The following is a 22,587-nucleotide window of genomic DNA, read 5'->3' as shown; positions in this document are numbered from 1 at the left end:
TCATCGTCAAGATTAAATTCCAAAACCCCAATTGCGAAAGCAGTTGGGGTTTTGTTTTGGGCGCTCGAAAAGTGTCCACCTTGTCCCCGTACACCTGTGCGCCCCAACCTCCGACCTGACTGCCCCGACAAATTTGCACAGTTATTTCTGAGCGACACCACTAGAATAGCCACCTAATCATTTTTAGAGTCAGAGCCCTATCTATGCCCGATCCGGTTGATGCCCACGAGGTATCGGATTTACCGCTAGACGATCTGGTGGCATGCCATGAGTGCGACTTGCTGATGCGCAAACCAACGCTCGCCCTCGGCGAAAAAGCCCAATGCCCACGCTGCGGCTACGAGCTATACGCTCACCGTCACAATGTGGTCGAGCGCAGTCTCGCCTTGGTACTGGCAGCCCTGCTGCTGTACGTCCCCGCGAACTTTTTGCCCATCATGCAGCTCAATCTACTCGGGCAGTCTTCGGAGGACACCGTGTGGAGCGGCGTCGTTGGCCTGTTCGATACGGGCATGCAAGGCGTTGCCGCCGTGGTGTTCCTGTGCAGCATGGGCATCCCCTTGCTCAAGCTTCTGTGCCAGTTGGCAGTGCTGCTCAGTATTCGCTGGAACATAGGGCGCAATTACGGGCTGCTGCTATATCGCATCTACCACCACATGAAGGACTGGGGGATGTTGGAGGTCTACTTGATGGGTGTGCTGGTGGCGATCGTAAAGCTCGCCGACATGGCCTCCATCACAATTGGCCTGGGCCTGGTCTGTTTCGTGAGTCTATTAATGGTTCAAGTTCTGCTTGAGGTGGTGATGTCGCCCCATCAGATCTGGCAAGCGCTGTCAGGAGAGGATGACCATGCGGGCGATTGATGCAGGTATTCTGATTTGTACCGAATGCCATGAGTTGAACAAGCAGGAAGCGGATAGCGAGGAGCAGCTCTGCACCCGTTGTGGCGCGTTGATCCATGCCCGTCGCCCCAATAGCCTTACACGTACCTGGGCGCTGTTGATCACCGCGGCGATCCTGTATATCCCCGCTAACCTGTTACCCATCATGACGGTCAGCTCCCTTGGCCAAGGCGACCCCAGCACCATCATGTCGGGTGTCATCCAACTGGTGCAGCACGGGATGTTTCCTATCGCTGCCGTGGTGTTCATCGCCAGTATCCTGGTACCGACCTTCAAGTTGGTCGGCATTGGCCTGCTGCTGTTCTCGGTGCAGCGTCACCAACCGCTGTCCGCGCAACAACGCATTGTGATGTATCGCTTTATCGAGTTCATTGGGCGTTGGTCCATGCTGGATATCTTCGTGATCGCCATCCTGGTGGCGCTCGTTAACTTTGGGCGGCTAGCCAGTATCGAGGCCAACCTCGGCGCTGCGGCGTTCGCCAGTGTGGTGATCTTGACGATGTTTGCCGCAGTAACTTTCGATCCCCGACTGATTTGGGATAACACGGAGTCGGACGACGACCATGAGTGATTTGCCTAAAGCTAAAACCCGCCCAGCCTCTAACTGGTCGGCCATTTGGGTGCTGCCCCTGATTGCCCTGATCATCGGTGGCTGGCTGGGGTGGCGTGCCTATTCCCAGCAAGGTATCGAGATTCAAGTTCGCTTTGAAAGCGGCGAAGGTATTCAGGTCAACAAGACCGAAGTGGTCTACAAAGGCATGACCGTGGGCAAGGTCAAAACCCTGGCCCTGGATGACGAAGGCAGCAATCGCGGGGTGATCGCCACCATCGAGATGAACAAGGACGTGGAGCAGTACCTCAAGACCAACACCCGCTTCTGGTTGGTCAAGCCCAGCGTCAGCCTTGCCGGTATCACCGGCCTGGAAACCCTGGTTTCAGGTAACTACATCGCCGCCAGCCCCGGTGATGGCGAGCCCACGCGCAAGTTCAAGGCGCTCTCCGAAGAGCCGCCGTTATCCGACGCCAAGCCCGGCTTGCACCTGACCCTCAAGGCCGATCGCCTGGGCTCGTTGAACCGTGGCAGTCCGGTGTTCTACAAGCAGATTCAGGTCGGCCAGGTCAAAAGCTACCTGCTGTCTGAAGACCAGAGCACCGTCGAGGTCAAGGTCTATATCGAGCCGACCTATGCCAACCTGGTGCGCAAACACACGCGTTTCTGGAATGCCAGCGGCATCAGTATCGACGCCAACCTTTCCGGCTTGAAAGTGCGCAGCGAATCCCTCTCCAGCATTGTCGCCGGAGGTATCGCCTTCGCCACTCCTGAAAACCGCAAAGACAGCCCGCCCACCGACCCGAGTCTGCCTTTCCGCCTATACGAAGATTTCGACGCCGCCGCAGCGGGCATCAAGGTCAAGGTCAAACTCACCGACTTTGAAGGCCTGCAGGCCGGGCGTACGCCGGTCATGTACAAAGGCATCCAGGTCGGCAGCCTGAAAACCCTGAAGATCGACCCGGACCTGTCCAGCGCCAGTGCCGAGCTGACCCTCGATCCATTGGCTGAAGACTACCTGGTCGAAGACACGCAATTCTGGGTGGTCAAACCGTCCATCTCCCTGGCGGGCATCACCGGCCTGGAGGCCTTGGTCAAGGGCAACTACATCGCGATTCGCCCAGGCGACAAAGGCACCCCGCCACAACGCGAATACGTAGCCCGCGCCAAGGCGCCACCTTTGGACCTACGTTCCCCGGGCCTGCACATGGTGTTGCTCACCGACAGCCTGGGCTCGTTGGATGTCGGCAGCCCGATTCTGTACAAACAGGTCAAAGTCGGTTCGGTGCAGAGCTACCAGTTTTCACGCAAGAAAAAACAACTGGTGATCGGCGTTCATATCGAGAAGGAATACGAAAGCCTGGTCAACGGCTCGACGCGCTTCTGGAATGCCAGCGGCGTCACCCTTACGGGCGGGCTCACCGGCGGTATCCAGGTCAAAAGCGAATCCCTGGCCAGCCTGATGGCGGGCGGTATCGCCTTCGAAACGCCGGAACCGAACGTGCCATTGAAACATCGCATCCCGCGCTTTCGCCTGTATGCCGACCGAGATGCCGCCAACCAGCACGGCACTCTGGTGACCATCAAAGTCGACCGCGCCGACGGCCTGAGCGCCGGCACACCGGTGCGCTTCAAGGGGCTGGATGTGGGCAAGATCGAAAGTGTCGACCTCAGTGCCGATATGCAGTCGGTGCTGCTCAAGGCGCGTATCACTCAGGTCGCGGACCGCATCGCGCGTACGGGCAGTCAGTTCTGGGTGGTCAAGCCGGAACTGGGGCTGATGAAGACGGCTAACCTGGAGACCCTGGTCACCGGCCAATACATCGAGGTGCAACCGGCCGCGAAAAACGCCGGCCCGCAGAAGAGCTTTGTCGCCCTGGCCCAGCCGCCTGAGGCCGTGCATCAGGAAGCTGGCCTGAGCCTCACACTCAGCGCCGCGCGCCGTGGTTCGTTGAAGGAAGGGGTACCGGTCACCTACCGTGAAGTGACGGTGGGTAAAGTCACCGGCTACGAGTTGGGCCAGACCGCTGACCGTGTGTTGGTGCACATCCTGATCGAGCCCAAGTACGCACCTCTGGTACGCAGTGGCAGCCGCTTCTGGAACACCAGCGGCTTTGGCCTCGACTTCGGCTTGTTCAAGGGCGCGACCGTGCGTACCGAGTCCCTTGAAACGCTGGTGGCCGGCGGCATCGCCTTTGCCACCCCGGATGGCGAGCGCATGGGTAACCCGGCACGGCCGCAGCAGACGTTCCCGTTGTTCGACAAGTTTGAGGATGAATGGCTGACCTGGGCGCCTAAGATTCCACTCGGTAAATAAACCGAGGCGCGGCTATCGCGGGCAAGCCCGGCTCCCACAGGGATATGCATTTTCAGCAAGTATGCATTCCAACTGTGGGAGCCGGGCTTGCCCGCGATGAGGCCCACAAACACACCGCAAATCCCAAGCCGAAAAAAAGGCCGCGATCCCAAAAGATCGCGGCCTTTTTGCCTTTCAGTACAGCCCGTCAGACTTCATCCAGCTCCGGCTCGTCCGCCTGCACATTCATCGTCGCCTTCACCACATCATGGCGACGGATGTACTTCCAGTCCGCCTCATCAATGTAGATCCCGTTCGGCCCGCTGCCGCCCTCCAGGTCAATCGCCACCTGGGCGGACACCTGCGGCTTCACACTCGCCAGGATCGGTACAAAGCCCAATTGCAGGCTGGTTTCCAGCAGTGCTGCCTGGTTCTTCTCATCGATGTCTGCCGCTTCATCGAGGTAGTACGGCAAGCGCACGCGACCGGCCTGGTCGCGGTCCATCAGGTGCAGCAACAAGTACATGTTGGTCAGCGCCTTGATGGTCATGGTAGTGCCGTTGGACGCAGCGCCGTCGATGTCGGTATGGATCACCGGCTGGCCGTTGACCTTGGTGATTTCGAACGCCAATTCGAACAAGTCCTTGAGGCCCAACTGGTTATGGTTGGCGGCGACCAGGCGAGCCAGGTATTCCTTGGCTTCTTCGTTCTTGTTGTCCTGTTCGGCGCTCTGGCTGAGGTCGAACACCGAGAGGGTCTCGCCTTCTTCATACTGACCGGCACTGTGGATGATCTGGTCGATATGCTTGAGCGCTTCCTTGTTCGGCGCCAGTACGATGCGGAAGCTTTGCAGGTTGGAGACCTGGCGCTTGTTGATCTCACGGTTGAACAGCGCCAACTGGTGTTCCAGGCTGTCGTAGTCACTACGGATGTTGCGCAGGGTACGGGCGATGTCGGTGACCGCTGCACGGCGCGCCTTGCCGAGGGTCAGCGCCTCGTCGGTACGGTGCGCATAGGCGTTGATCAGCAGTTGCAGACGACGCTCGACATCATCCTCACTGTCGAACTTGGCCACGCCCTTGAGACGCACCTGGGCGTACAGCGCTTCGATCTGGCCATCGGCGCGCAGCAAACCCTGCCAGCTGTCCTGATAGTCATTGAGCAGCGGCAGCAGGTTGTCCATGGAGTCGTCGACCGGGTCCATGAACGGCGTGCCGAACGGCAGGTCCGCCGGCAACAGCTGACGACGGCGCAACGCGTCATCCAGCGTGCGTTGCTTGGCTTCCATATCGCCGATCTGACGGCCGACCAGTTGCAGCTTGGCCGACAGTTGCTGGACGCGCTCGGTAAAGGCATCGCTGGAACGCTTCAACTCGTCCTGGGCCGCTTCCATCTGCGCCAGGTTTTCCAGCTTCTCGCCTTCTTCGGCGCTCAGGGTCTGGGTGCGGCGGAAGTCTTCCAGGGCCTTTTGGGCATCCAGTACCTGCTGGTACAGCGCTTCGGTCTGGGTCTTGCTTGCGGCGCGGTCGGACGCCACGGCCTGCTGGGTTTTCAGTTGCTTGAGCTCTTTTTCCAGGCGCTCTTTCTGGTCACGCAACGCGGCGCGATCCGCCAGGGCTTGCAGTGCCGGCGGCTCGATGTGCGAGATGTCGATGGACAGCCCCGGCACCTCAAAGCGCTCGCCCTTGAAGCCATCGAGAATCTGCTCCAGGGATTTGACCCACTGGCCGTCCTCGTCCAGCGTGATGCCATGTTCGCCCAGCGGCAAGCTGAACAGCGAGCTGTTGAACAGGCGCATCAGGCGCTCGACATCCTGCTGCGAAAATTCTTCGCGCAGCTTGGCGTAGCTGTTGTTGTCCGCGTGATCGAGCTGCTGCTTGACCGACTTCAAGCGCTTTTCCAGGTCGCGCAGGCGTTCTTCCAAGTCCTCGGCGCTGAACTGTCGCGACTGCGCCAAGGCGCCCGCCAGTTCATCGTGGGCATCCTTGGCGGCGAGCAATTGCTGCTCCAGCATCTTGACGTCATCCACCAGGGCAAAGCGGTGCTTGAGCACCGACAACTCGCCCAACCAACGCTGGATGCCACTGATTTCCCGCTCCAGGCGCATCAGCTCCTGTGTGCCGCCGCGCTGGTCGTTTTGCAGCGCGTCCTGCTCGTTGCGGTAGTGTTCGGCCTGGATGGTCAGCTCTTCCTTGCGCGCACTGGCGTAGTCCGACCAGGTGCCCAGCAACGAATCCAGCAGCGGTGACAGGCGATGCAGTTTGCCGCGCAGGGCGTCGCGCTGTTTCACGCCATTGGCCAGGGCTTCAACCAAGGGGCCGGCAGCCACCAGCGAGTTGTAGTCCTGCTCCATGCGTCGCACATCACGGAAGGCTTCTTCACAGGCCGCGATGTAGTCGACACTGCCCGAACGCAGGCTGTGTTCGAAGGCATCAAGGAACAGTTGCTTGAGCTTGGCCGCGGTGATTTCGCGCATGTGCAGCAGGTTGATAAACAGCGCGCGGAACGTCTTCAGGCTCTGCTCGCTGGTGGAGCGCAGCGGAATCAGCGTCAGGTCCAGCGGGACCGACGTATGCCCGCCCACCAGCAAGCGCCGCAGTTCATCGGGCTTGAGCTCGTAGGCTTTCAGGCCCTCGCGCTCAAGGTTGGTGAACAGCTCTTTCTGGCGCAGGCAGGTGTCGTTTTTCTGGTAGTGGGTAAGGTCCAGCTTGCCGGCGTAGGCAAAGAACTGGTGACCAAAGCCGCCGCCCGGGCCGCGGCCGACCACGCCGATAACGTGCGGGCCGTGGGGCAGAGAGACTTCTACCAGGATGTAGCTGGTGTCGGTGGCAAAGTAGAAACGCCGCGATTGTTCCAAGGTGTACTTGCCGAAGCTCATGTCCGACATGCGTGCCAGGATCGGGAATTGCAAGGCGTTGATCGAGGCGGATTTACCCAGGTTGTTGGCGCCGTACACCGACAGCGGTTCTTCCAGCGGGAACAAGCCCAGGCTGTAACCGGCGGTGTTCAATAGGGCAAAGCGGCGGATGCCGTAGCGTTCCTTACTCATGCGTCGGTCTCCTGTTCTTCGGCAATGGCACGGGCCAGGGCATCTTCTTCGCTTTCTTCGGTGAAGGCGCTCAGATCCAGCGGGTCATCGGTCTTCAGCAGTTTCTCGTCGCTGTCTTCGTCGATAATCACCGGTGCCGGCAGCGGCAGTACGCTGTGTACGCTGGCGGCAAGGTCGCGGTCCTGCTGCACCGACAGGCACACATCCAGGAAGCGGTGCATCGGCGGCAGGAAGCGGTAGATACCGTTGTCTTCGCTGGCAAAACCCAGTTGGGTCATGCGGCGCATGATTTTTTCTTCGAGCTCTTCCTGGGTCTGTACCTCGGCCTGGATAAACAGGTCACGGTATTTCTCCAGCAACGAAGGCAATTCATCGCGGCCCAGGCTGCCGCCGTCGAGCACCGCAATCGGGTCGCGACCCTGGTCGGCCAGGTGTTCGACGATGATGAAGGTGAACAGGGCCAGGCGCTGGGCGGTTTTGTTCACCTGCGCGGCAGCCACGGCAGTGTCCGGCACGAAGTAATAGAAGCCGCGGGTATCGCACACCAGCTCAAAGCCCAGGGCCTTGAACAGCGTGCGGTACTGGTCCTGGAAGTTCGACAATTGCGCGTACAGCTCCGGGTCGCGACGGCTGACGTGGTAACCCTTGAACAGCTCGCGAAAGATCGGCGCCAGCTGGGACAGTTCGGATAGATCAAGATGCATAAGGCGTGCTCGCAGAATTCTCAGTGGCATCGACGCCGGCCGGGAGCAGGGCGAAGGAGCGCAGGCTGACCTGGTGCTCGTGGGTGTGGTAATCGCGACGTTCCAGGCGCTCGCGCTTGAAGCGTTTTTCCCGGGACAGGCGCGAGAACCAGTACAGCAATTCATCGGTGGCGCCGTCCGGTTCCTGCTCCAGCAGCCAGGTCATCAGGTCGGGCATCGGCAGCGCGTCTTCGCAGCGTTCGAGCATTTCCTTGACCGTACGCGGTGCGCGCGGGGCTTCGCCTTTGTGGGACTTGTGCGCCTTGGGGAAACGCGCCGGCTTGGGCTCGAAATTGGCCAGGGCATACACATAGGCCTCGACCTGGCTCGCACTGCCCAAAAAGGTACTTTGCGGCCGGGTGAACATCGGCATCGCCGCTTGCGGCACCGCGTCCAGGCCTTTGCGGCGAATCGCCGACAGGGCCAGCGCCGCACCGCGAGTCACGGCGTTATGCCGGCGTGCTTCTTCACGCAGCGGCAGCAGCAACTCCCGCGCATGGCGCAAGGTCAACTGGGCGCTGGTTTGCATCTCGAGGATGCGCGCATGGGTGCGCAGCAGCATGTCGTCATCTACCAGGTGGCCAAGACGCTGTTGCTCGGTGAGCATGCGCAGCAGCACGTTTTCCACCTTGCGTACGCCTTGCTCGAAGGCGCCGTCGGCGTTCACCAGTTGGATCATCGGCTCGACGTATTCGTCCCAGGTCGCCAATACCTCGGCGTAACGCTGGCGCAACGGGATCTGGCGGTCGCTGGTCTTGGCGCGGTCGGCCACGGCGGCGAGGGCCTGTTCGTCGTTGGCGAGTTTTTTCAGCACATCGCGCACGCGCATATCCAGCAGGCGCAGTTGCCGGGCCAGGTCGTGGCCGTCACGGATGTCGAAGGCGTCCTGGATGTAACCGGCCAGACGCTCCAGGTGGCGCAGGTAGGCTTCGATTTCCAGGCACAGGCCAAGCCGGTGCTCCTTGCGAAGATAGGCGAGGAAGTCGTGGATCTGCGCGTTGAGCTCGAAACGGTTCGGGCTCTTGGCGACAGGTACCAGGATATCCAGGCGAATCCACACGTCCAGTAGGCTGGTGATGTCCTGGGGCGTGCTGTCCAGTTGTTGGGCGGCCAACTGTGCGCGCAGCTCGGCCAGGCTCAGGGTGCCTTGGTCGAAGTGTTCGCACAGAGGCTCAAGTAAGGCCCAGTGTTCGGCGAGGGCGCGCAGGACGCGCTTGGGTTCGATCATGGGAATGGCCGGCTGGTTGGCGATTAAAAGTCGCGATTGTACTGCATCAGGCGCGGGATTTATCCACAGCCGGTCAGTGCGCAGTGGGCGATTGTTGCCGAACAGCGGTAGAATCCCCGCTCTTTACTTATCCACAAGTGGCCGAGCTGTGCTTATCGAGTCCCGACGTCGCGCTTACTTGACCGCCATGCAGGTGGTCAACTGGCTGCCCCGCACCGAACTGCCGTTTGCCGCGCCTTCGCGGCCCGAGTTGTTGCAGGCGCTTGAGCCTTATGTGGCGTTCGAGTCGTCGGGGGAAGAAGCGGCCGCGCCCGTGGCGGTGGTCAAGCCCACCCCTGAGACGCGCCCGGTGGTCGAACGGGCCAAGATCGAAGTGCCGCGCCCTGCGCCGGTGACCAAAGCTGCCAAGGTGCTGGAGGAGGCTGCGCCGGTGGCCAAGGCGCCGGTCGTGCCGCCGCCACGGTTTGCCCTGCAATTGCTGCGGGCCGGGCGTTGCCTGTTGCTGGTGGAACTGCCGACCGGCGAACGTTTCCAGTCCCGCGACCCGGCCTACCTGTTGCTCAAGGACATGCTGCGCGCCGCCGGCCTGCCCGACAGCCCGCAAATCGTCGGTGAGCCGGTGCGCTGGCCGCTGCTGGTGCGCGGCACCATGGACCAGGGCCCCGAGGCCGCACGAGATTTCGTCCAGGGGTTTGTCTCGGCACGCCTGGAAGACGAGCCTTGCGTGTGCCTGTGGCTGATCGGCCTGCCCGCTGTGCGGTTTGCCGGTGAAGCCAACGCCGAGGCCTGGTACCGCGAGCTGCAGGTTGAAGGCCTGGGTTCGGTATGGGCCCTGCCGGGCCTGGAATTATTAATGGAAGAGCCACAGCGTAAGGCTGATGTCTGGCAAGCCATGCGCCGGCTGATGGCGCGCTGGAAAACAACTGATGAGTGAGGCTTTATCCTTTCGCCCGATGACCGAGGCCGACCTCGACGCCGTGCTGAAAATCGAATACGCGGCGTTCAGCCACCCCTGGACCCGCGGGATTTTTCTCGACGGGCTGGGCAAGTACCAGATCTGGCTGATGTTCGAAGGCGAGCAGCAAGTGGGGCACGGGGTGGTGCAGATCATTCTCGATGAAGCGCACTTGCTGAACATTACTGTGAAGCCGGAAAACCAGGGCCGTGGTTTGGGCCTGGCGCTGCTGGAGCATTTGATGTCGCGTGCCTATGCCGCCAATGCGCGAGAATGCTTCCTCGAAGTGCGGGACAGCAATACCGGCGCGTTTCGCCTGTATGAGCGTTATGGCTTCAACGAGATCGGCCGTCGCCGGGATTACTACCCGGCGGTGGGTGGCCGCGAAGATGCAGTCGTGATGGCCTGCACCCTCGTCGACTGAACAACCGTGAGCTGTAGGAGCGAGCTTGCTCGCGAAAAACGTCAACGATAACGCGTGCTTCCTGGATGACCGCGGCGCCGGTGGGTTTTTCGCGAGCAAGCTCGCTCCTACACCTACATAGGGTGATGATCGATCAGCGCTTGCGGTTCAGCGGGTCCAGATCAGCCAGTTCCGCCTCATCCAACCCATTCCCGCCACCAATGTCATTCTCTCCCACGACGCTCAAGTCATAGTCGGCGGCATTGTCTTCGCCTTCCTCCTGCGCATCCCGCGCGCCGTCCTCACGGATCAGCGTCTCCGGGCTCATATCGTCGTCGGTGGATTCATGATCATCCGTCGATGCGCCGGTCAGCCCGGCTTCGCGCACCCGTTCGTCGGGCATCAGATGGTCGCGCTCACGGCGGGGCAGCTCGTCGCCGATTTCCGCAGTCTGGTCCTGCTCGTCAAAATCCAGCTCGCGCATCTCACCCATGCGGTCTTCGTTGTCATCGATCGGTTCCGGCTGCGTTGCGCCGTAGGGACGTCGTGATTCAGTCATGGCCAATCCTCATACTGTGGGGCTTATAGTGTGTGGACAGGCATGGCAGCCAAAAAATTCAAGCTAATTAGCGCCTGGCGTGACCCGGACGAGGGCTTGTCAGTCACAAACCTGCGCATCATTCCTGAGGCTTCCCTGATGAACGAACTACAAGACCTGCTTGATAACAACGAACGCTGGGCGGACGCGATCAAACAGGAAGATCCCGAATTCTTCGCCAAGCTCGCCCGCCAGCAGACCCCGGAATACCTGTGGATCGGCTGCTCCGATGCCCGTGTACCGGCCAACGAGATCGTCGGCATGTTGCCCGGTGATCTGTTTGTGCATCGCAACGTGGCCAACGTGGTGCTGCACACTGACCTCAACTGCCTGTCGGTGATCCAGTACGCGGTGGACGTGCTCAAGGTCAAACACATCCTCGTCACCGGTCACTACGGCTGTGGCGGCGTGCGTGCGTCGATGCAGGACCGTCAGTTCGGCCTGATCGACGGCTGGCTACGCACCATTCGCGACCTTTACTACGAAAACCGCGATGTGCTGGCCCAGTTGCCGACCGAAGAAGAGCGTGTGGACCGCATGTGCGAGCTCAACGTGATCCAGCAGGTGGCCAACGTCGGCCACACCAGCATTGTGCAAAATGCCTGGCATCGTGGGCAGAGCCTGTCGATCCATGGCTGCATCTATGGCATCAAGGACGGTCGCTGGAAGAGTTTGAACACCACCATCAGTGGCTTCGAGCAACTGCCGCCGCAATACCGCCTGCGTCCGTTGGGCGAAGCCTAAGGTCGTTTGTGCTCACGCCACCAGGCCATGAAGGCCTGGCCTTCGGCGTTCAGCGGCTCCTTGCTGCCGGTGATCCAGCCCCGGCAGTTCAGCTCGCCGCAATGGCAAGCGAACTGCCGGGCCAGTGTGTCTTCGGTGGTGGCGTAATCCAGCGTCAGCAAGCTGCCGGCGCCGATGGGTTGCACCGTCCATAGCTCCAGGTACGTCGTGTCTAGAAACACGTTCGGGTTGCAGGAGTGCTGTAACAGGCCGCAGAGCCAACAATCGTACAAGTGGATGCGGGGTGACAGTTGCAGCGTGTACGGGCGCCGTTCGCTCACGGCATAACCGGAAACCTTAGCAATGCGCGTGCGACTCTCAAAGGCCACGCGCGCCGTGACCCTGGCCGCAACCCCTTCAGCCTCTTGCTTGACCTCAAAGTGCTCGGTCGAGGGGTAACCCTGTTCCACGAGCAGCGTCTTGAAGGGATAGAGGCAGTCATTCACAGCCGTTTCAGCCTTATCCATGGCTCGAGTTTTCATCACTCTCCTGAGCGGGGCTGCATGGACCTGCGGGTCTGACGGCCAGTCTTGCAGCAAATGGGCGCGGCCCTAGATTCGCCGAAGTGGGATCCGGTTTCTACTGTCAAAGTTGACAGTAGAAACGGTTTCTTCGCCTTAAAGCGCGGGGGCTATGACGGTGGGCGTGGGAGCGGCATTTCTCAACAGTTTCAACTGCGCTTTGATAGGCGCTGTGGCGCACTTGGCGTTGGCCTGCTCGGGCGTCAGGTGGCGCACCGAGGTGTAGAACAATTCACACGTCTGCTCCTTGCGCGTGACTTGCCAAGTGTTCAGGCAGGCCTTGAGCAATACGTTCGCATCGCTGGCGGGTTTCTGGCCCATGCCTGCTTGCCAGCAGGCGGCGCTCAAGTCCTGGCCCATCACTTTCAAACCGGCGTCATCAGCCTTTTGTTCATCACCGTCATAGCTGTCGGGGCTGGCCGCATACCAAATGTAACTTGGGTGGTTGGCGCCCAATACCGCGACGGTTTTGCCAGGCTCCGGGCTGATCTGCGCCAGGCTCAGCACGCCCACGGTTTGCCCGTATTGTTGCTTGATCCAGCTACGCACTGGCGCGCCGAAGGCCACCATGGGTAATGCGCCGCCAGGGCGCAGGCTCAGTTCCTTGACCATGCGGGTCTGGTAGTCGGTGAAATACCCGTAGACGGTTTCCAGGTCTTTGCCGGCATTGGACGGCGCAGCGATGGGCGCGATATCGATGATGGTCTGGTACGCCGGCGTTTCCGTGGCCGGTACGCCATTTTCGCTTAACAAGGTGGCCCAGCGGTCGGTGGTGGCCGATTCCAGGTAATCCTGAGCCTGGGTCAGCGAGTAATCCGGAGGGAAGTGCAACAGCTCGATGCTTTTGCGGTTTTCCAGGGCCATGCCCAACGGCAGGAACAGGTACCAGTTGTAGGCCCATTTGCCATCGCTGTTGAGCTGGCTGGCGCCTTGGTAAGCCAGGTCGGCGGTATTGAGCAGCGTGGTCAGTGGCTGGCCGTAACTGTCGGGCACGCCGCTGAAGGTCGCCGTGACCTGACCGTCGTGGGTCTTCACACTGACCTTGGCCCGGCTGTAACCGTCACGTTGCAGGCTCTGGTTCAAATAGTGTTCGGCGGTCTGCTCCAGTGACCATGGCCGGAAGCAGATCACATTGCAGTTGTTGGGGTACGCGAACAACTGGGTGACGCGCTGCGTGCTGCCCAGTGGCACCTCGATGTCGGCCTGTACGACCGCACTCGCCAGTAGTGCGGCGAGGGTGAAGAACAGCCTGGTCGGTTTAAACATAGTCGATTCCTTGTCAGCGAAGCCCGTCTGCGCGGGATGGAAGCCCACCTGCACACAGTAGCGGCTGACCGGGAAAATCGCGTGTTAAATCGCCCGGCATGTCGTTATTGGATAAGCCCCTACAGGCTGAACTGCAAGGCATTGCTCAGATCGCCCATGGGTTTCTGGCCGCGCGCGATCATCGCGTCATCGCGCTGCTTGAGGCCGTCCAGGGTTTCCAACTGGAACACCCGGGTGATCAAACGCAGGATCGATGCCGTGTCGTACACCGTATGGTCCACCGTGCCTTTGCGGGCAAACGGCGACACCACCAGCGCCGGAACCCGCGAGCCCGGGCCCCAGCGGTCACCCTGGGGCGGCGCCACGTGGTCCCACCAGCCGCCGTTTTCATCCACGGTCACCACCACCACCATGTTTTTCCACTGCGGGCTTTCTTGCAGCACCTTCAAGGCGCGGGCGATATGGCGGTCGCCCGAGGCCACGTCGGCATAACCGGCGTGCATGTTCAAGTTGCCCTGGGGTTTGTAGAAGCTCACGGCGGGCAGCTTGCCGGCCTGGGCGTCGGCGAAGAACCGGTTGGTGCTTGACTCATCGCCCAAACCGCCGTCGCGCAGGCGCCTGGCACGTTCTGCCGGGTTTTGCGGCCCTTGCTGCTTGAAGTAATTGAACGGCTGGTGGTGGTACTGGAAATTCGGAATCTTGGGGATGCCGCCGGAGTCCTTGAACTGCTCCAGGGTGGCTTGCCACGCACCGGCGTACCAGGCCCAGTCGATGTTCTTCTTCGACAGCTTGTCGCCAATATGCTCGTGGGTTTGCGGCACCAGCACATTGGGCAGGTCGGGCTTGGAATAATCCGGGTTTTGCGGGTCGCGGATCCAGGTGGGCCAGTAGGGTGGGGCCAGGGTGTTTACGCCGTAACCATCGGGTGTCAATGCGCTGGGGCCGAATTGTGGCGGGCCGGTCATGGCGCTGGCCGGTGACGTGTCCAAGGGCTTTAGGCGCGTGCCGCTGGGGTCATCGCTTTGCAGCGTGGCGATCTGCGCCTTGGCCACCGACTGCGCGGCATTGGGATAAAACGGCGCGGTGGCGCTGATCAGGTACTGGTGGTTAAGGAACGAGCCACCAAACGCGCCCTGGAAGAAGTTATCGCACAGCACAAACTCCTTGGCCACGTCCCACAGGCGCAGGGCATAACGGCTTTGGGCGTAATGGCCCATCACCAGCCCACCGGAATCGCCCCAGGCGACAAAACCATCATTCTTGCCGCCGTTGATCTGCATCTGGTTCTGGTAGAACACGTGCCATAGGTCGCGGGTCACCAGGCTCAATGGCAGGTCTTCGCCCTGCGGGCCTTTGAGGGCGAACGGCGCGTTGGGCAGGTTTTGCTGGAATTGCACTTCGCTGGGGTAAGTCACCCCGTCCACCGTTTGTGGGCCGACCTGCAACACACCGCCCCAGCTCGGTGGCAGGGCAGGCAATACGCTGCCATCGCGGTCGCGCTGCTGGAAGTCCTTGGCGGTTAACGCCGACAGCGGTTTCTCCACCCCGGGGAAATCTGCGAACAGGTTGTTGAAGCTGCGGTTCTCGGCATAAATCACCACCACGGTTTTCACCTGCTCGCGCAGCGCCTTGTCCAGTTCCTGGGGCGTGAGCGGCCGCGCCACGGGTGGGTTCGGTGCTTCGCTGGTATTGCCGCAGGCACTCAAGGTCGCCCCCACCCCCAACACCGTCGCACCGCCGAGGAAGCGCCGACGGCTGGTGTCTACCCGCGTTTTGGGGGCGCAGTCGTGGGCAGGGTGGTCGTTGTGCTCGTCACTCATTGCGAGGAATCCTTGGCGAGATGTTGCAAGATATTTCGCAGGACGGTAGCAATGGAATGTGACGGAACAAAGACAGGCGTGTGATGGGCGGGGCGTGTCTACACGGCTCAAGCGCTGCTAGACTGCCCTTCTAATGCACATCACTGAGGTGAGTCGTGAGACCTTCAACTGCACTTGATCTGCAACGAACGGCTGTACGAGAAGTGGTCGGACGTTTCCGTATTTCCAATCCCAGAGTATTTGGGTCGGTACTGATGGGGACTGACCAAGAAGGCAGTGATCTTGATTTGCTGGTAGACGCGCCGCCGGGCACAACGCTCTTTGATCTCGGTGGGTTGCAGGTCGAGCTTGAGGACTTGCTCGGCGTTAATGTCGACCTGCTTACGCCTGGCGACTTGCCTTTGAAGTTTCGCGATAAAGTGCTAGCGGAGGCCCGGCCAGTATGACGGAAAGTCGGCTAGGGGATTATCTGGCAAGCTGCCACTGACGCGATCACTTTTGTAGAGGGCTTGAGCAAAGAAGAGTTTTTGGAGGACCGGCGAACACAACAAGCTGTGGTCATGAGCCTGATCATCATTGGTGAAGTGTCGACGAAAATCATGGATCAGCATCCGGACTTCGCGGCACGCCATTCACATATTCCTTGTACAGAGTGCATTACCTGATCTATTGGCACGCCTTCCTGTAAATCCTTGACCGCAACTGTTTACCAACAGTTGCGGTCACCCGTTATTCAGGGCATCACAGGCGGCAAATACTTCAGCGTCGTTCCCAACGCCCACAGCAGAAACAACACCAGCGGCGTATGCACCAGCAACTGCACGAACGAAAACCCGATCAAATCCCGTGCCTTCAGCCCCAGCACACCCAGCAACGGCAACATATAAAACGGGTTGATCAAGTTCGGCAGCGCCTCGGCGGCGTTGTAGATCTGCACCGCCCAGCCCAGGTGGTATTGCAGATCATTGGCCACTTGCATCACATACGGCGCTTCGATGATCCACTTGCCGCCACCTGAGGGGATGAAGAAGCCCAGCACTGCTGAGTAAACGCCCATCAGCAGGGCGTAGGTGTCGTGGGAGGCGATGGAGGTGAAGAACGTCGAGATATGGTGCGCCAGAGTCTGGCCGTCGCCGCCCTTGACCACCGTCATCAGTGCGGCAATCGAGCCGTATAGCGGGAACTGGATCAGCACGCCGGTGGTGGTCGGCACCGCACGGGCCACGGCATCGAGGAAGCTGCGCGGGCGCCAGTGCAGCAGCGCGCCCACCATGATGAACAGGAAGTTATAGGTATTGAGCCCCGAGATGGCGCTGATCGCCGGCTTGGTCGAGAACTCATGGAACAGCCAGCCGGCCGCCAGCAACGCCAGCAGAATCGTCAGCAACGGGCTGTGTTCCAGCCATTCACCGGGGCGCGTCGGCGCCTGCGGCTTGGGCAGGTTGAAGGCCGGGTCAATGCCGCAGGCCTTGGCATCCCGGGCGCTGTTGGGGCCAGGCGCGGTGGCGTAGGCGATGATCAGCGACACTACGATCAGCGCCAGCAACAGCACGCCGGATTGCCACAAAAAAATGGTCTCGGTGAACGGGATCATCCCAGTGATCGACAGAATCGACGGCGGCAAGCTGGCCGGGTTGGCCTGCAACTGCGCGGCCGACGACGACAGCCCCAGCGCCCATACGGCCCCCAGGCCCAGGTACGCTGCAGCGCCAGCGGCACGGTAGTCCATGCGCAAATCCGTGCGCCGGGCCAATGCCCGCACCAGCAAACCGCCGAACACCAGGGACAGGCCCCAGTTAAGCAACGACGCCACCATGGAAATCAACGCCACCCAGGCCACAGCCGAACGGCCATTCTTGGGAATGCGCGCCAGGCGGTCGATCAACTTCACTGCCGGCGGTGAGCTGGCGACCACGTAACCGCCGATCACCACAAAGGCCATCTGCATGGTGAACGGGATCAGGCTCCAGAACCCATCGCCAAATGCCTTGGCCGCTTCGGCCGGTGCGGCGCCCATGCCCAGGGTCGCGACGGCGACGATGATCACGGCGAGGGCGGCAAACACTCAGGAGTCAGGAAACCAGCGCTCGGCGAAGTTGGAGCAACGCAGGGCAAATCGGGCATAGCGGCTGTCTTCGATAGCATCGGCCACGAGTCTTTCCTCTTGTAGTTATTATGGGGTTTGGCAGTTTTACGGCATGTTCCTCTACGGCCATTGATTTGGGAATGTTGTTATCTTCAACGATCAATGAGTAAAACAAATATATCCGTCACGATTGCCATCGATGGGCTCAGCTCATAACCTGCACGCCATTTTGTTTGCCTGCCGAGCCTGCACATGACTGCCACCTTTTCCCCACGGGCGCAGCGTTTTTCCCGCTCCGACTACAAAACCCTGGGCCTGGCCGCCCTCGGCGGCGCCCTGGAAATCTACGACTTCATTATCTTCGTGTTCTTTGCGCTGACCCTCAGCCAACTGTTCTTCCCGCCGGAAATGCCCGAGTGGCTGCGCCTGTTGCAAAGCTTCGGCATTTTCGTGACCGGCTACCTCGCCCGCCCACTGGGCGGCATCCTGATGGCGCACTTTGCCGACCACCTGGGGCGCAAGCGCGTCTTCAGCCTGAGCATCCTGATGATGGCCTTGCCCTGCCTGTTGATCGGCGTCATGCCGACCTACGCGCAAATCGGCTATTTCGCCCCGCTGATCCTGCTGGCGTTGCGCGTGCTGCAAGGCGCAGCAGTGGGCGGCGAAGTGCCCAGCGCCTGGACTTTCGTCGCCGAGCACGCACCGCGTCACCATCGTGGCTATGCCTTGGGGTTTTTGCAGGCCGGCCTGACCTTCGGTTACCTGCTGGGGGCGCTGACCGCCACCTTGCTCGCGCAAGTCTTCACCCCTGCCGAAATCCTCGACTACGCCTGGCGGTTCCCCTTCCTGCTCGGCGGCGTATTCGGTGTGATCGGCGTATGGCTGCGCCGCTGGCTCAGTGAAACCCCGGTGTTCCTGGAGATGCAGGCGCGTCGCCAGGCCGCCGCCGAAATGCCCTTGCGCACCGTGCTGCGCGACCATCGCGCCGTGCTGCTGCCGGCGATGATCCTTACCTGCGTGCTGACGTCTGCCGTGGTAGTGCTGGTGGTCATTACCCCGACCATGATGCAGAAAACCTTCGGCATGAGCCCCAGCCACACCTTCGCCCTCAGCGCCCTGGGCATCGTCTTCCTGAATATTGGCTGCGTGCTCGCCGGCCTGCTGGTGGACCGCATCGGCGCATGGCGCGCGGTATTGGTCTACAGCCTGTTGCTGCCGGTGGGCATTGCGCTGCTGTACGCCAGCCTGATCGCCGGCGGTGTGTGGCTCGGTGCGGCGTATGCCGTGGCGGGCCTGAGTTGCGGCGTGGTGGGCGCGGTGCCGTCGGTGATGGTCGGGCTGTTTCCGGCGCAGGTGCGGGTGTCGGGCATTTCCTTCACCTACAACATTGCCTATGCACTCTGGGCAAGTACTACACCGTTGTTATTGATCGCGCTGATGCCGACCAGCCCGTGGATCTGCGTGGGGTATTGCGTGGTGATGGGGGCGGTGGGGGTGGCGAGTGTGGCGTTGTTTGGCAAACGCCACAGCCTGGCCGCCTGAGGATCAGGTCAGGAAGTGCCAGAGCAACAAGGTCCCCACCAACCCGACCACCGAAACAATCGTCTGCAACACCGACCACACCCAGATCGTCTGTTTCAACTGCAAGCCAAAGTACTCACGCACCATCCAGAACCCGGCGTCGTTGACGTGGCAGAAGAACACCGAGCCGGCGCCGATGGCCAGGGCGACCAATGAGCTTTGCGTCGCCGCCAACCCGGCCATCATCGGCGCGAGGATGCCGGCGGTCGTGGTGGTGGCGACGGTGGCCGAGCCGGTGGCCTGGCGCAGGGCCACGGCGATCAGCCAGGCCAGCAGCAGGTAGGGCATGTGCGCGCCTTCGGCGACTTTGCTGATGGTCTGGCTGACGCCGGCGTCCAGCAGGGTTTGCTTGAGGCCGCCGCCGGCGCCGATAGTCAGCAGTAGTACGGCGATGGGCGCCAGGGCTTTGCGCAGGGTGTTGCCGACGTCGGCGCGTGGCATGCCCGCCGCCCAACCCAGGCAGACGACCGCGGCGATTACGGCCAGGCCGAGGGCGACCAGCGGTTCACCGAGGAATTTCAAGGTCAGGGCGAGGGTGCTTTCCGGCGCCAACGCGACTTTAGCCAAGGTGCTGCCGAGCATCAGGATTACCGGCAACAGAATGATCAGCAGCGACACACCGAAGCTCGGCTGGCGCGGGGCCTTGGGCGGTGCGCTGAACAAGGCGCCGATATCGGCCGGCTCATCCACGTGCAGGCGCTTGGACAGCCAGTTGCCATACAGCGGCCCGGCCAGGATCACTGCCGGCACCGCCAGGCAAAAGCCCAGCAACATGGTCAGGCCCAGGTCGGCGTGCAATGCGCCTACGGCAATCAGCGGCCCAGGGTGAGGTGGCATCAAGGCATGCAAGGTGGTCATGCCCGCCAGTGCAGGGATGGCGATCTTCAGCAACGGCTGGTTCGAACGCTTGGCCATCACAAAGATGATCGGCACCATCATCACCAGGCCCACTTCGAAGAACAGCGGCAGGCCGATCACCATGGCGACCAACGCCATCACCCAGGGCAATGACTTGCCTTTGCCCAGCCCGAGCAACGTGGTGGCAATACGGTCGGCCGCGCCGGATTCGGCCATCAGCGCGCCGAGCATCGCACCCAGGGCAATGATGATCCCGGCTTCGCCGAGAATCGCCCCGGCGCCTTTACTGAACGCCTTTGCCACTTCTTCCGGCGGCAGGCCAGCGCCGACCCCGGCGATAAAGGTGCCGATCAAAATCGACAGGAAGGGCGGCAGTTTGGTCGCGCTGATTAGCACAATGATGCTGGCGATCGCCAACAGCACGCAGAGCATGAGGCGGGTGTCGTGAACCATCCACGCGGCAGTCGATAACTCCAAGACGGAACTCCTTATCGAGCAGGTTGGCTAATATGTTTCTTTTTGTTTCGGCCCGAAAAGCATACCTGATACATCTTCCCCAACGCGTGCATGAACGATTTTGGTGCGCCCGAAGCTAACGACCCTCTGGCGCTCAGATGACAATTTTGCAAACCATGCCAGTGGATCTGGCCTATAGCTCTATGATCCGCCCCATCCCAACCCACGAGGACATTTCATGAGCGCAGGACACAGCCACGCCCAAGTACGCGCCGGCCACGAACGCAAGTTATGGATCGCGCTGGGGCTGACCGGCAGCTTCATGCTGGCCGAAGTCATCGGCGCTTTTATCACCGGCAGCCTGGCGCTGTTGTCGGACGCGGCGCACATGATGACCGACGCCCTGGCCCTGGCGATTTCCCTGGTGGCGATCCAAGTCGCCAAGCGCCCGGCAGATCGCAAGCGTACCTTCGGTTATGCGCGCTTCGAGATCCTGGCGGCCGCCTTCAACGCATTGCTGTTGTTCGCCGTGGCGTTCTACATCTTGTACGAGGCTTACCAGAGGCTGCAGGCGCCCGCCGAAATCCAGTCCACCGGCATGCTGGTGATTGCGCTGCTGGGGCTGGTGGTCAACCTGATCTCCATGCGTCTGCTCAGCGCTGCCAGTGGCGAGAGCCTTAACGTCAAGGGCGCCTACCTGGAAGTCTGGAGCGACATGCTGGGCTCCGTCGGCGTGATCATTGCCGCGCTGGTGATCATGTTCACCGGCTGGGGTTGGGTTGACTCCGTGGTCGCGGCCGCCATCGGCTTTTGGGTATTGCCGCGCACCTGGACGTTGCTCAAGGCGAGCATGAACATCCTGCTGCAAGGTGTGCCAGAAGGTGTGGATATCGAGCAGGTGGAGCAGGGCATTCGCGGCGTGCCTGGGGTCAAGGACGTACACGACCTGCATATCTGGGCCCTCACCAGTGGCAAGAACGTGCTGAGTACGCATCTGGTCGCGGATGCGTCCCAGGGCACTGAGCAACAGATCCTCAGCCGAGTGACGGAGTTACTGCACGAACAGTTCGATATTTCCCACGCCACGATCCAGGTCGAGGGCGAGGGTTTTCAACATGACGATCACGACGAAGTGCATGCCTGAGCCTGGCTAACGGATTTGTAATCTTTCGCCCACGGCCCTGATAAGTACCGAAAGCTACATTGCCCCCGCTGGGAAACCTCAGCGACTTCATGGGCGTGGAACTCTCGTTATGGCAATTTTCGTTAGAACACTGTTGGGGGCGGCGGCACTGGTAGTGTGGATATCCGCAAACGCCGCCCAGGCACAACCCCTCACCCTCGATGCAGCCTTGCAAACCGCCTTCGCCAACAACCCGGACCTGGCGGCCGCACAATGGGAAATCGACATCGCCCAAGGCGGCCGGCAACAGGCCGGCCTGATCCCCAACCCGGTGGCCTCCTGGGACGCCGAAGACACCCGCCGCAACAGCCGCACCACCAGCATCAAACTCAGCCAGACTCTTGAACTGGGCGGCAAGCGCGGTGCACGCATCGAGGTGGCCACCCGCGCCCAGGATGCCGCCGCGCTGACCCTGGAGCAGCGTCGCAACCAGTTGCGTGCCGAGGTCATCGACAGCTACTACGGCGCCCTGCGCGCCCAGGAACGCCTTGACCTGGCGCAACGCTCCATGACGCTTGCCGAGCGCGGGCTAGTGGTCGCCAATGGGCGCGTCACCGCTGGCAAGTCGTCGCCGGTGGAAGCCACTCGCGCCCAGGTGCAGGTGTCGCAAATCCGTCTGGAATTGAACCGCGCACAGATTGGCCTCACTGACGCCTACCGTCGCCTCGCCACCAGTACCGGCAGCGCCGCCACCGACTTCCAGGCCGTCGCCACGCCAAGCACCTCGGTACCGGCGTTACCCGCCGCCGCGCCATTGCTGGCACGCCTTGAGCAAACTGCCGAATTGCGCCTGGCCGAACTCAGCATTGTGCAGAACGAAGCCAGCGTGGGCCTGGAAAAAGCCCAGCGCATTCCTGACCTGGACGTGTCGATCGGCAGCCAATACGACGCCAGTGTGCGCGAACGGGTGAACCTGGTGGGCGTGTCGATGCCGATCCCGCTGTTCAACCGCAACCAGGGCAACATCCTCGCGGCCACTCGACGCGCCGACCAGGCCCGCGACCTGCGCAACGCCGCCGAGCTGCGCCTGCGCACCGAAACCCGCCAGGCCCTGGACCTGTGGCAAACGGCAAATACCGAAGTGCGCGCGTTCAACCAGCAGATCCTGCCCGCCGCACAAAGTGCGGTAGACAGCGCCACCCGTGGCTTCGAGATGGGCAAGTTCAACTTCCTCGACGTGCTCGACGCCCAGCGCACCTTGATCGCGGCCCGCACCCAATACCTTGCGGCCACCGCCCAGGCCACCGAGGCCTGGGTACGCATCGAACGCATTTACGGCGACCTCGCCCGCTTTTGATTTTTCCTGGAG

19 protein-coding genes and 1 pseudogene are annotated in these 22,587 nt (G+C 61.3%); 11 read left to right on the top strand and 9 right to left on the bottom strand.

The genetic code is table 11. The annotated features are described in order from the left end of the window. Positions 1–203 precede the first annotated feature (203 nt). From AC1RAC_RS23095 to AC1RAC_RS23085, 3 genes are read left to right on the top strand one after another with little or no spacing between them, the layout of a single operon-like run. Complete coding sequence (locus AC1RAC_RS23095) at positions 204–863, top strand: paraquat-inducible protein A (RefSeq protein WP_034128130.1); 660 nt, start codon at positions 204–206, stop codon at positions 861–863. Next, the gene (locus tag AC1RAC_RS23090; protein ID WP_054897181.1) at positions 850–1,473 is read left to right on the top strand and encodes a paraquat-inducible protein A; all 624 of its coding nucleotides are present in this window, start codon (positions 850–852) and stop codon (positions 1,471–1,473) included. The genes AC1RAC_RS23095 and AC1RAC_RS23090 overlap by 14 nt, the downstream gene beginning before the upstream one ends. Beyond that, complete coding sequence (locus AC1RAC_RS23085) at positions 1,466–3,769, top strand: PqiB family protein (RefSeq protein WP_127881514.1); 2,304 nt, start codon at positions 1,466–1,468, stop codon at positions 3,767–3,769. Before AC1RAC_RS23090 ends, AC1RAC_RS23085 begins: the two co-directional genes overlap by 8 nt. 187 nt (positions 3,770–3,956) lie before the next feature. On the opposite strand, the gene mksF is transcribed toward AC1RAC_RS23085, so the two are convergent. The 3 genes from mksF to mksB are packed head-to-tail and all read right to left on the bottom strand — an operon-like array spanning position 3,957 to position 8,768. After that, positions 3,957–6,797 (bottom strand): Mks condensin complex protein MksF, encoded by a 2,841-nt coding sequence (mksF, locus tag AC1RAC_RS23080; protein ID WP_034128127.1) that lies wholly within the window; start codon positions 6,795–6,797, stop codon positions 3,957–3,959. Then, a complete protein-coding gene (gene mksE, locus AC1RAC_RS23075) occupies positions 6,794–7,501 on the bottom strand; it encodes an Mks condensin complex protein MksE (protein ID WP_003188281.1) in 708 nt (235 codons plus the stop codon). The genes mksF and mksE overlap by 4 nt, the downstream gene beginning before the upstream one ends. Further along, on the bottom strand, positions 7,491–8,768 hold the full coding sequence (gene mksB, locus AC1RAC_RS23070) for an Mks condensin complex protein MksB (protein WP_003188283.1): 1,278 nt from the start codon (positions 8,766–8,768) through the stop codon (positions 7,491–7,493). Before mksB ends, mksE begins: the two co-directional genes overlap by 11 nt. Before the next feature lie 187 nt (positions 8,769–8,955). Between mksB and AC1RAC_RS23065 the strand changes: the two genes are divergently transcribed. Next, complete coding sequence (locus AC1RAC_RS23065; protein ID WP_096144132.1) at positions 8,956–9,702, top strand: flagellar biosynthesis protein FlhF; 747 nt, start codon at positions 8,956–8,958, stop codon at positions 9,700–9,702. After that, entirely contained in the window at positions 9,695–10,147 is a 453-nt protein-coding gene (gene rimI, locus AC1RAC_RS23060; RefSeq protein ID WP_003188286.1) for a ribosomal protein S18-alanine N-acetyltransferase, read from the top strand. The genes AC1RAC_RS23065 and rimI overlap by 8 nt, the downstream gene beginning before the upstream one ends. Positions 10,148–10,280: 133 nt before the next feature. Here rimI and AC1RAC_RS23055 read toward each other — a convergent pair whose 3' ends face one another. Beyond that, positions 10,281–10,685, bottom strand: coding sequence for a serine kinase/phosphatase (locus tag AC1RAC_RS23055; RefSeq protein WP_096144133.1), 405 nt, complete (start codon positions 10,683–10,685; stop codon positions 10,281–10,283). A 138-nt stretch (positions 10,686–10,823) separates the two neighbouring features. On the opposite strand from AC1RAC_RS23055, the gene can reads away from it, so the two are divergent. Next, positions 10,824–11,468, top strand: a complete 645-nt coding sequence (can, locus tag AC1RAC_RS23050) for a carbonate dehydratase (protein ID WP_003188288.1) — start codon at positions 10,824–10,826, stop codon at positions 11,466–11,468. Here can and AC1RAC_RS23045 read toward each other — a convergent pair. The 3 genes from AC1RAC_RS23045 to AC1RAC_RS23035 form a co-directional block, all read right to left on the bottom strand. Then, entirely contained in the window at positions 11,465–11,989 is a 525-nt protein-coding gene (locus AC1RAC_RS23045) for a hypothetical protein (protein ID WP_034128124.1), read from the bottom strand. The genes can and AC1RAC_RS23045 overlap by 4 nt on opposite strands. Positions 11,990–12,124: 135 nt before the next feature. Further along, positions 12,125–13,294 carry a hypothetical protein gene (locus AC1RAC_RS23040; protein ID WP_492617017.1) on the bottom strand — a complete coding sequence of 390 codons (1,170 nt, stop codon included), beginning with the start codon at positions 13,292–13,294 and terminating at the stop codon, positions 12,125–12,127. 119 nt (positions 13,295–13,413) lie between these two features. Next, a complete protein-coding gene (locus AC1RAC_RS23035; RefSeq protein WP_492617016.1) occupies positions 13,414–15,114 on the bottom strand; it encodes an acid phosphatase in 1,701 nt (566 codons plus the stop codon). 155 nt (positions 15,115–15,269) lie between these two features. Between AC1RAC_RS23035 and AC1RAC_RS23030 the strand changes: the two genes are divergently transcribed. Both AC1RAC_RS23030 and AC1RAC_RS23025 read left to right on the top strand, forming a co-directional pair. After that, complete coding sequence (locus AC1RAC_RS23030; RefSeq protein ID WP_032893707.1) at positions 15,270–15,560, top strand: nucleotidyltransferase family protein; 291 nt, start codon at positions 15,270–15,272, stop codon at positions 15,558–15,560. 63 nt (positions 15,561–15,623) lie between these two features. After that, complete coding sequence (locus AC1RAC_RS23025) at positions 15,624–15,779, top strand: HepT-like ribonuclease domain-containing protein (RefSeq protein WP_365691595.1); 156 nt, start codon at positions 15,624–15,626, stop codon at positions 15,777–15,779. A gap of 68 nt (positions 15,780–15,847) precedes the next feature. Here AC1RAC_RS23025 and AC1RAC_RS23020 read toward each other — a convergent pair. Then, positions 15,848–17,266: pseudogene (locus AC1RAC_RS23020) on the bottom strand (short-chain fatty acid transporter). Positions 17,267–17,452: 186 nt separating this feature from the next. Here AC1RAC_RS23020 and AC1RAC_RS23015 point away from each other — a divergent pair. After that, positions 17,453–18,742 (top strand): MFS transporter, encoded by a 1,290-nt coding sequence (locus tag AC1RAC_RS23015; RefSeq protein WP_054897172.1) that lies wholly within the window; start codon positions 17,453–17,455, stop codon positions 18,740–18,742. Between the two features lie 3 nt (positions 18,743–18,745). Here AC1RAC_RS23015 and AC1RAC_RS23010 read toward each other — a convergent pair whose 3' ends face one another. Continuing rightward, entirely contained in the window at positions 18,746–20,116 is a 1,371-nt protein-coding gene (locus AC1RAC_RS23010) for a GntT/GntP/DsdX family permease (RefSeq protein ID WP_054921773.1), read from the bottom strand. A gap of 217 nt (positions 20,117–20,333) precedes the next feature. Between AC1RAC_RS23010 and AC1RAC_RS23005 the strand changes: the two genes are divergently transcribed. Beyond that, complete coding sequence (locus AC1RAC_RS23005) at positions 20,334–21,239, top strand: cation diffusion facilitator family transporter (protein WP_054921774.1); 906 nt, start codon at positions 20,334–20,336, stop codon at positions 21,237–21,239. 109 nt (positions 21,240–21,348) lie between these two features. After that, positions 21,349–22,575: a TolC family protein gene (locus tag AC1RAC_RS23000; RefSeq protein WP_054897169.1), complete on the top strand. Its 1,227-nt coding sequence runs from the start codon at positions 21,349–21,351 to the stop codon at positions 22,573–22,575. The last annotated feature ends 12 nt before the right edge of the window (positions 22,576–22,587 follow it).

Source organism: Pseudomonas sp. GW823-FHT02F05, assembly GCF_058797315.1.
The sequence above is the reverse complement of the archived record's forward strand: the minus strand, read 5'-3'. Positions and strand labels throughout refer to the sequence as shown.

What these genes read in the sequence shown, in the direction of transcription:
- AC1RAC_RS23095 (WP_034128130.1), top strand. Translation starts at nt 204, where the DNA reads ATGCCCGATCCGGTTGATGCCCACGAGGTATCGGATTTACCGCTAGAC.
- AC1RAC_RS23090 (WP_054897181.1), top strand. Translation starts at nt 850, where the DNA reads ATGCGGGCGATTGATGCAGGTATTCTGATTTGTACCGAATGCCATGAG.
- AC1RAC_RS23085 (WP_127881514.1), top strand. Translation starts at nt 1,466, where the DNA reads ATGAGTGATTTGCCTAAAGCTAAAACCCGCCCAGCCTCTAACTGGTCG.
- mksF (WP_034128127.1), bottom strand. Translation starts at nt 6,797, where the DNA reads ATGAGTAAGGAACGCTACGGCATCCGCCGCTTTGCCCTATTGAACACC.
- mksE (WP_003188281.1), bottom strand. Translation starts at nt 7,501, where the DNA reads ATGCATCTTGATCTATCCGAACTGTCCCAGCTGGCGCCGATCTTTCGC.
- mksB (WP_003188283.1), bottom strand. Translation starts at nt 8,768, where the DNA reads ATGATCGAACCCAAGCGCGTCCTGCGCGCCCTCGCCGAACACTGGGCC.
- AC1RAC_RS23065 (WP_096144132.1), top strand. Translation starts at nt 8,956, where the DNA reads ATGCAGGTGGTCAACTGGCTGCCCCGCACCGAACTGCCGTTTGCCGCG.
- rimI (WP_003188286.1), top strand. Translation starts at nt 9,695, where the DNA reads ATGAGTGAGGCTTTATCCTTTCGCCCGATGACCGAGGCCGACCTCGAC.
- AC1RAC_RS23055 (WP_096144133.1), bottom strand. Translation starts at nt 10,685, where the DNA reads ATGACTGAATCACGACGTCCCTACGGCGCAACGCAGCCGGAACCGATC.
- can (WP_003188288.1), top strand. Translation starts at nt 10,824, where the DNA reads ATGAACGAACTACAAGACCTGCTTGATAACAACGAACGCTGGGCGGAC.
- AC1RAC_RS23045 (WP_034128124.1), bottom strand. Translation starts at nt 11,989, where the DNA reads ATGAAAACTCGAGCCATGGATAAGGCTGAAACGGCTGTGAATGACTGC.
- AC1RAC_RS23040 (WP_492617017.1), bottom strand. Translation starts at nt 13,294, where the DNA reads ATGTTTAAACCGACCAGGCTGTTCTTCACCCTCGCCGCACTACTGGCG.
- AC1RAC_RS23035 (WP_492617016.1), bottom strand. Translation starts at nt 15,114, where the DNA reads ATGAGTGACGAGCACAACGACCACCCTGCCCACGACTGCGCCCCCAAA.
- AC1RAC_RS23015 (WP_054897172.1), top strand. Translation starts at nt 17,453, where the DNA reads ATGACTGCCACCTTTTCCCCACGGGCGCAGCGTTTTTCCCGCTCCGAC.
- AC1RAC_RS23005 (WP_054921774.1), top strand. Translation starts at nt 20,334, where the DNA reads ATGAGCGCAGGACACAGCCACGCCCAAGTACGCGCCGGCCACGAACGC.
- AC1RAC_RS23000 (WP_054897169.1), top strand. Translation starts at nt 21,349, where the DNA reads ATGGCAATTTTCGTTAGAACACTGTTGGGGGCGGCGGCACTGGTAGTG.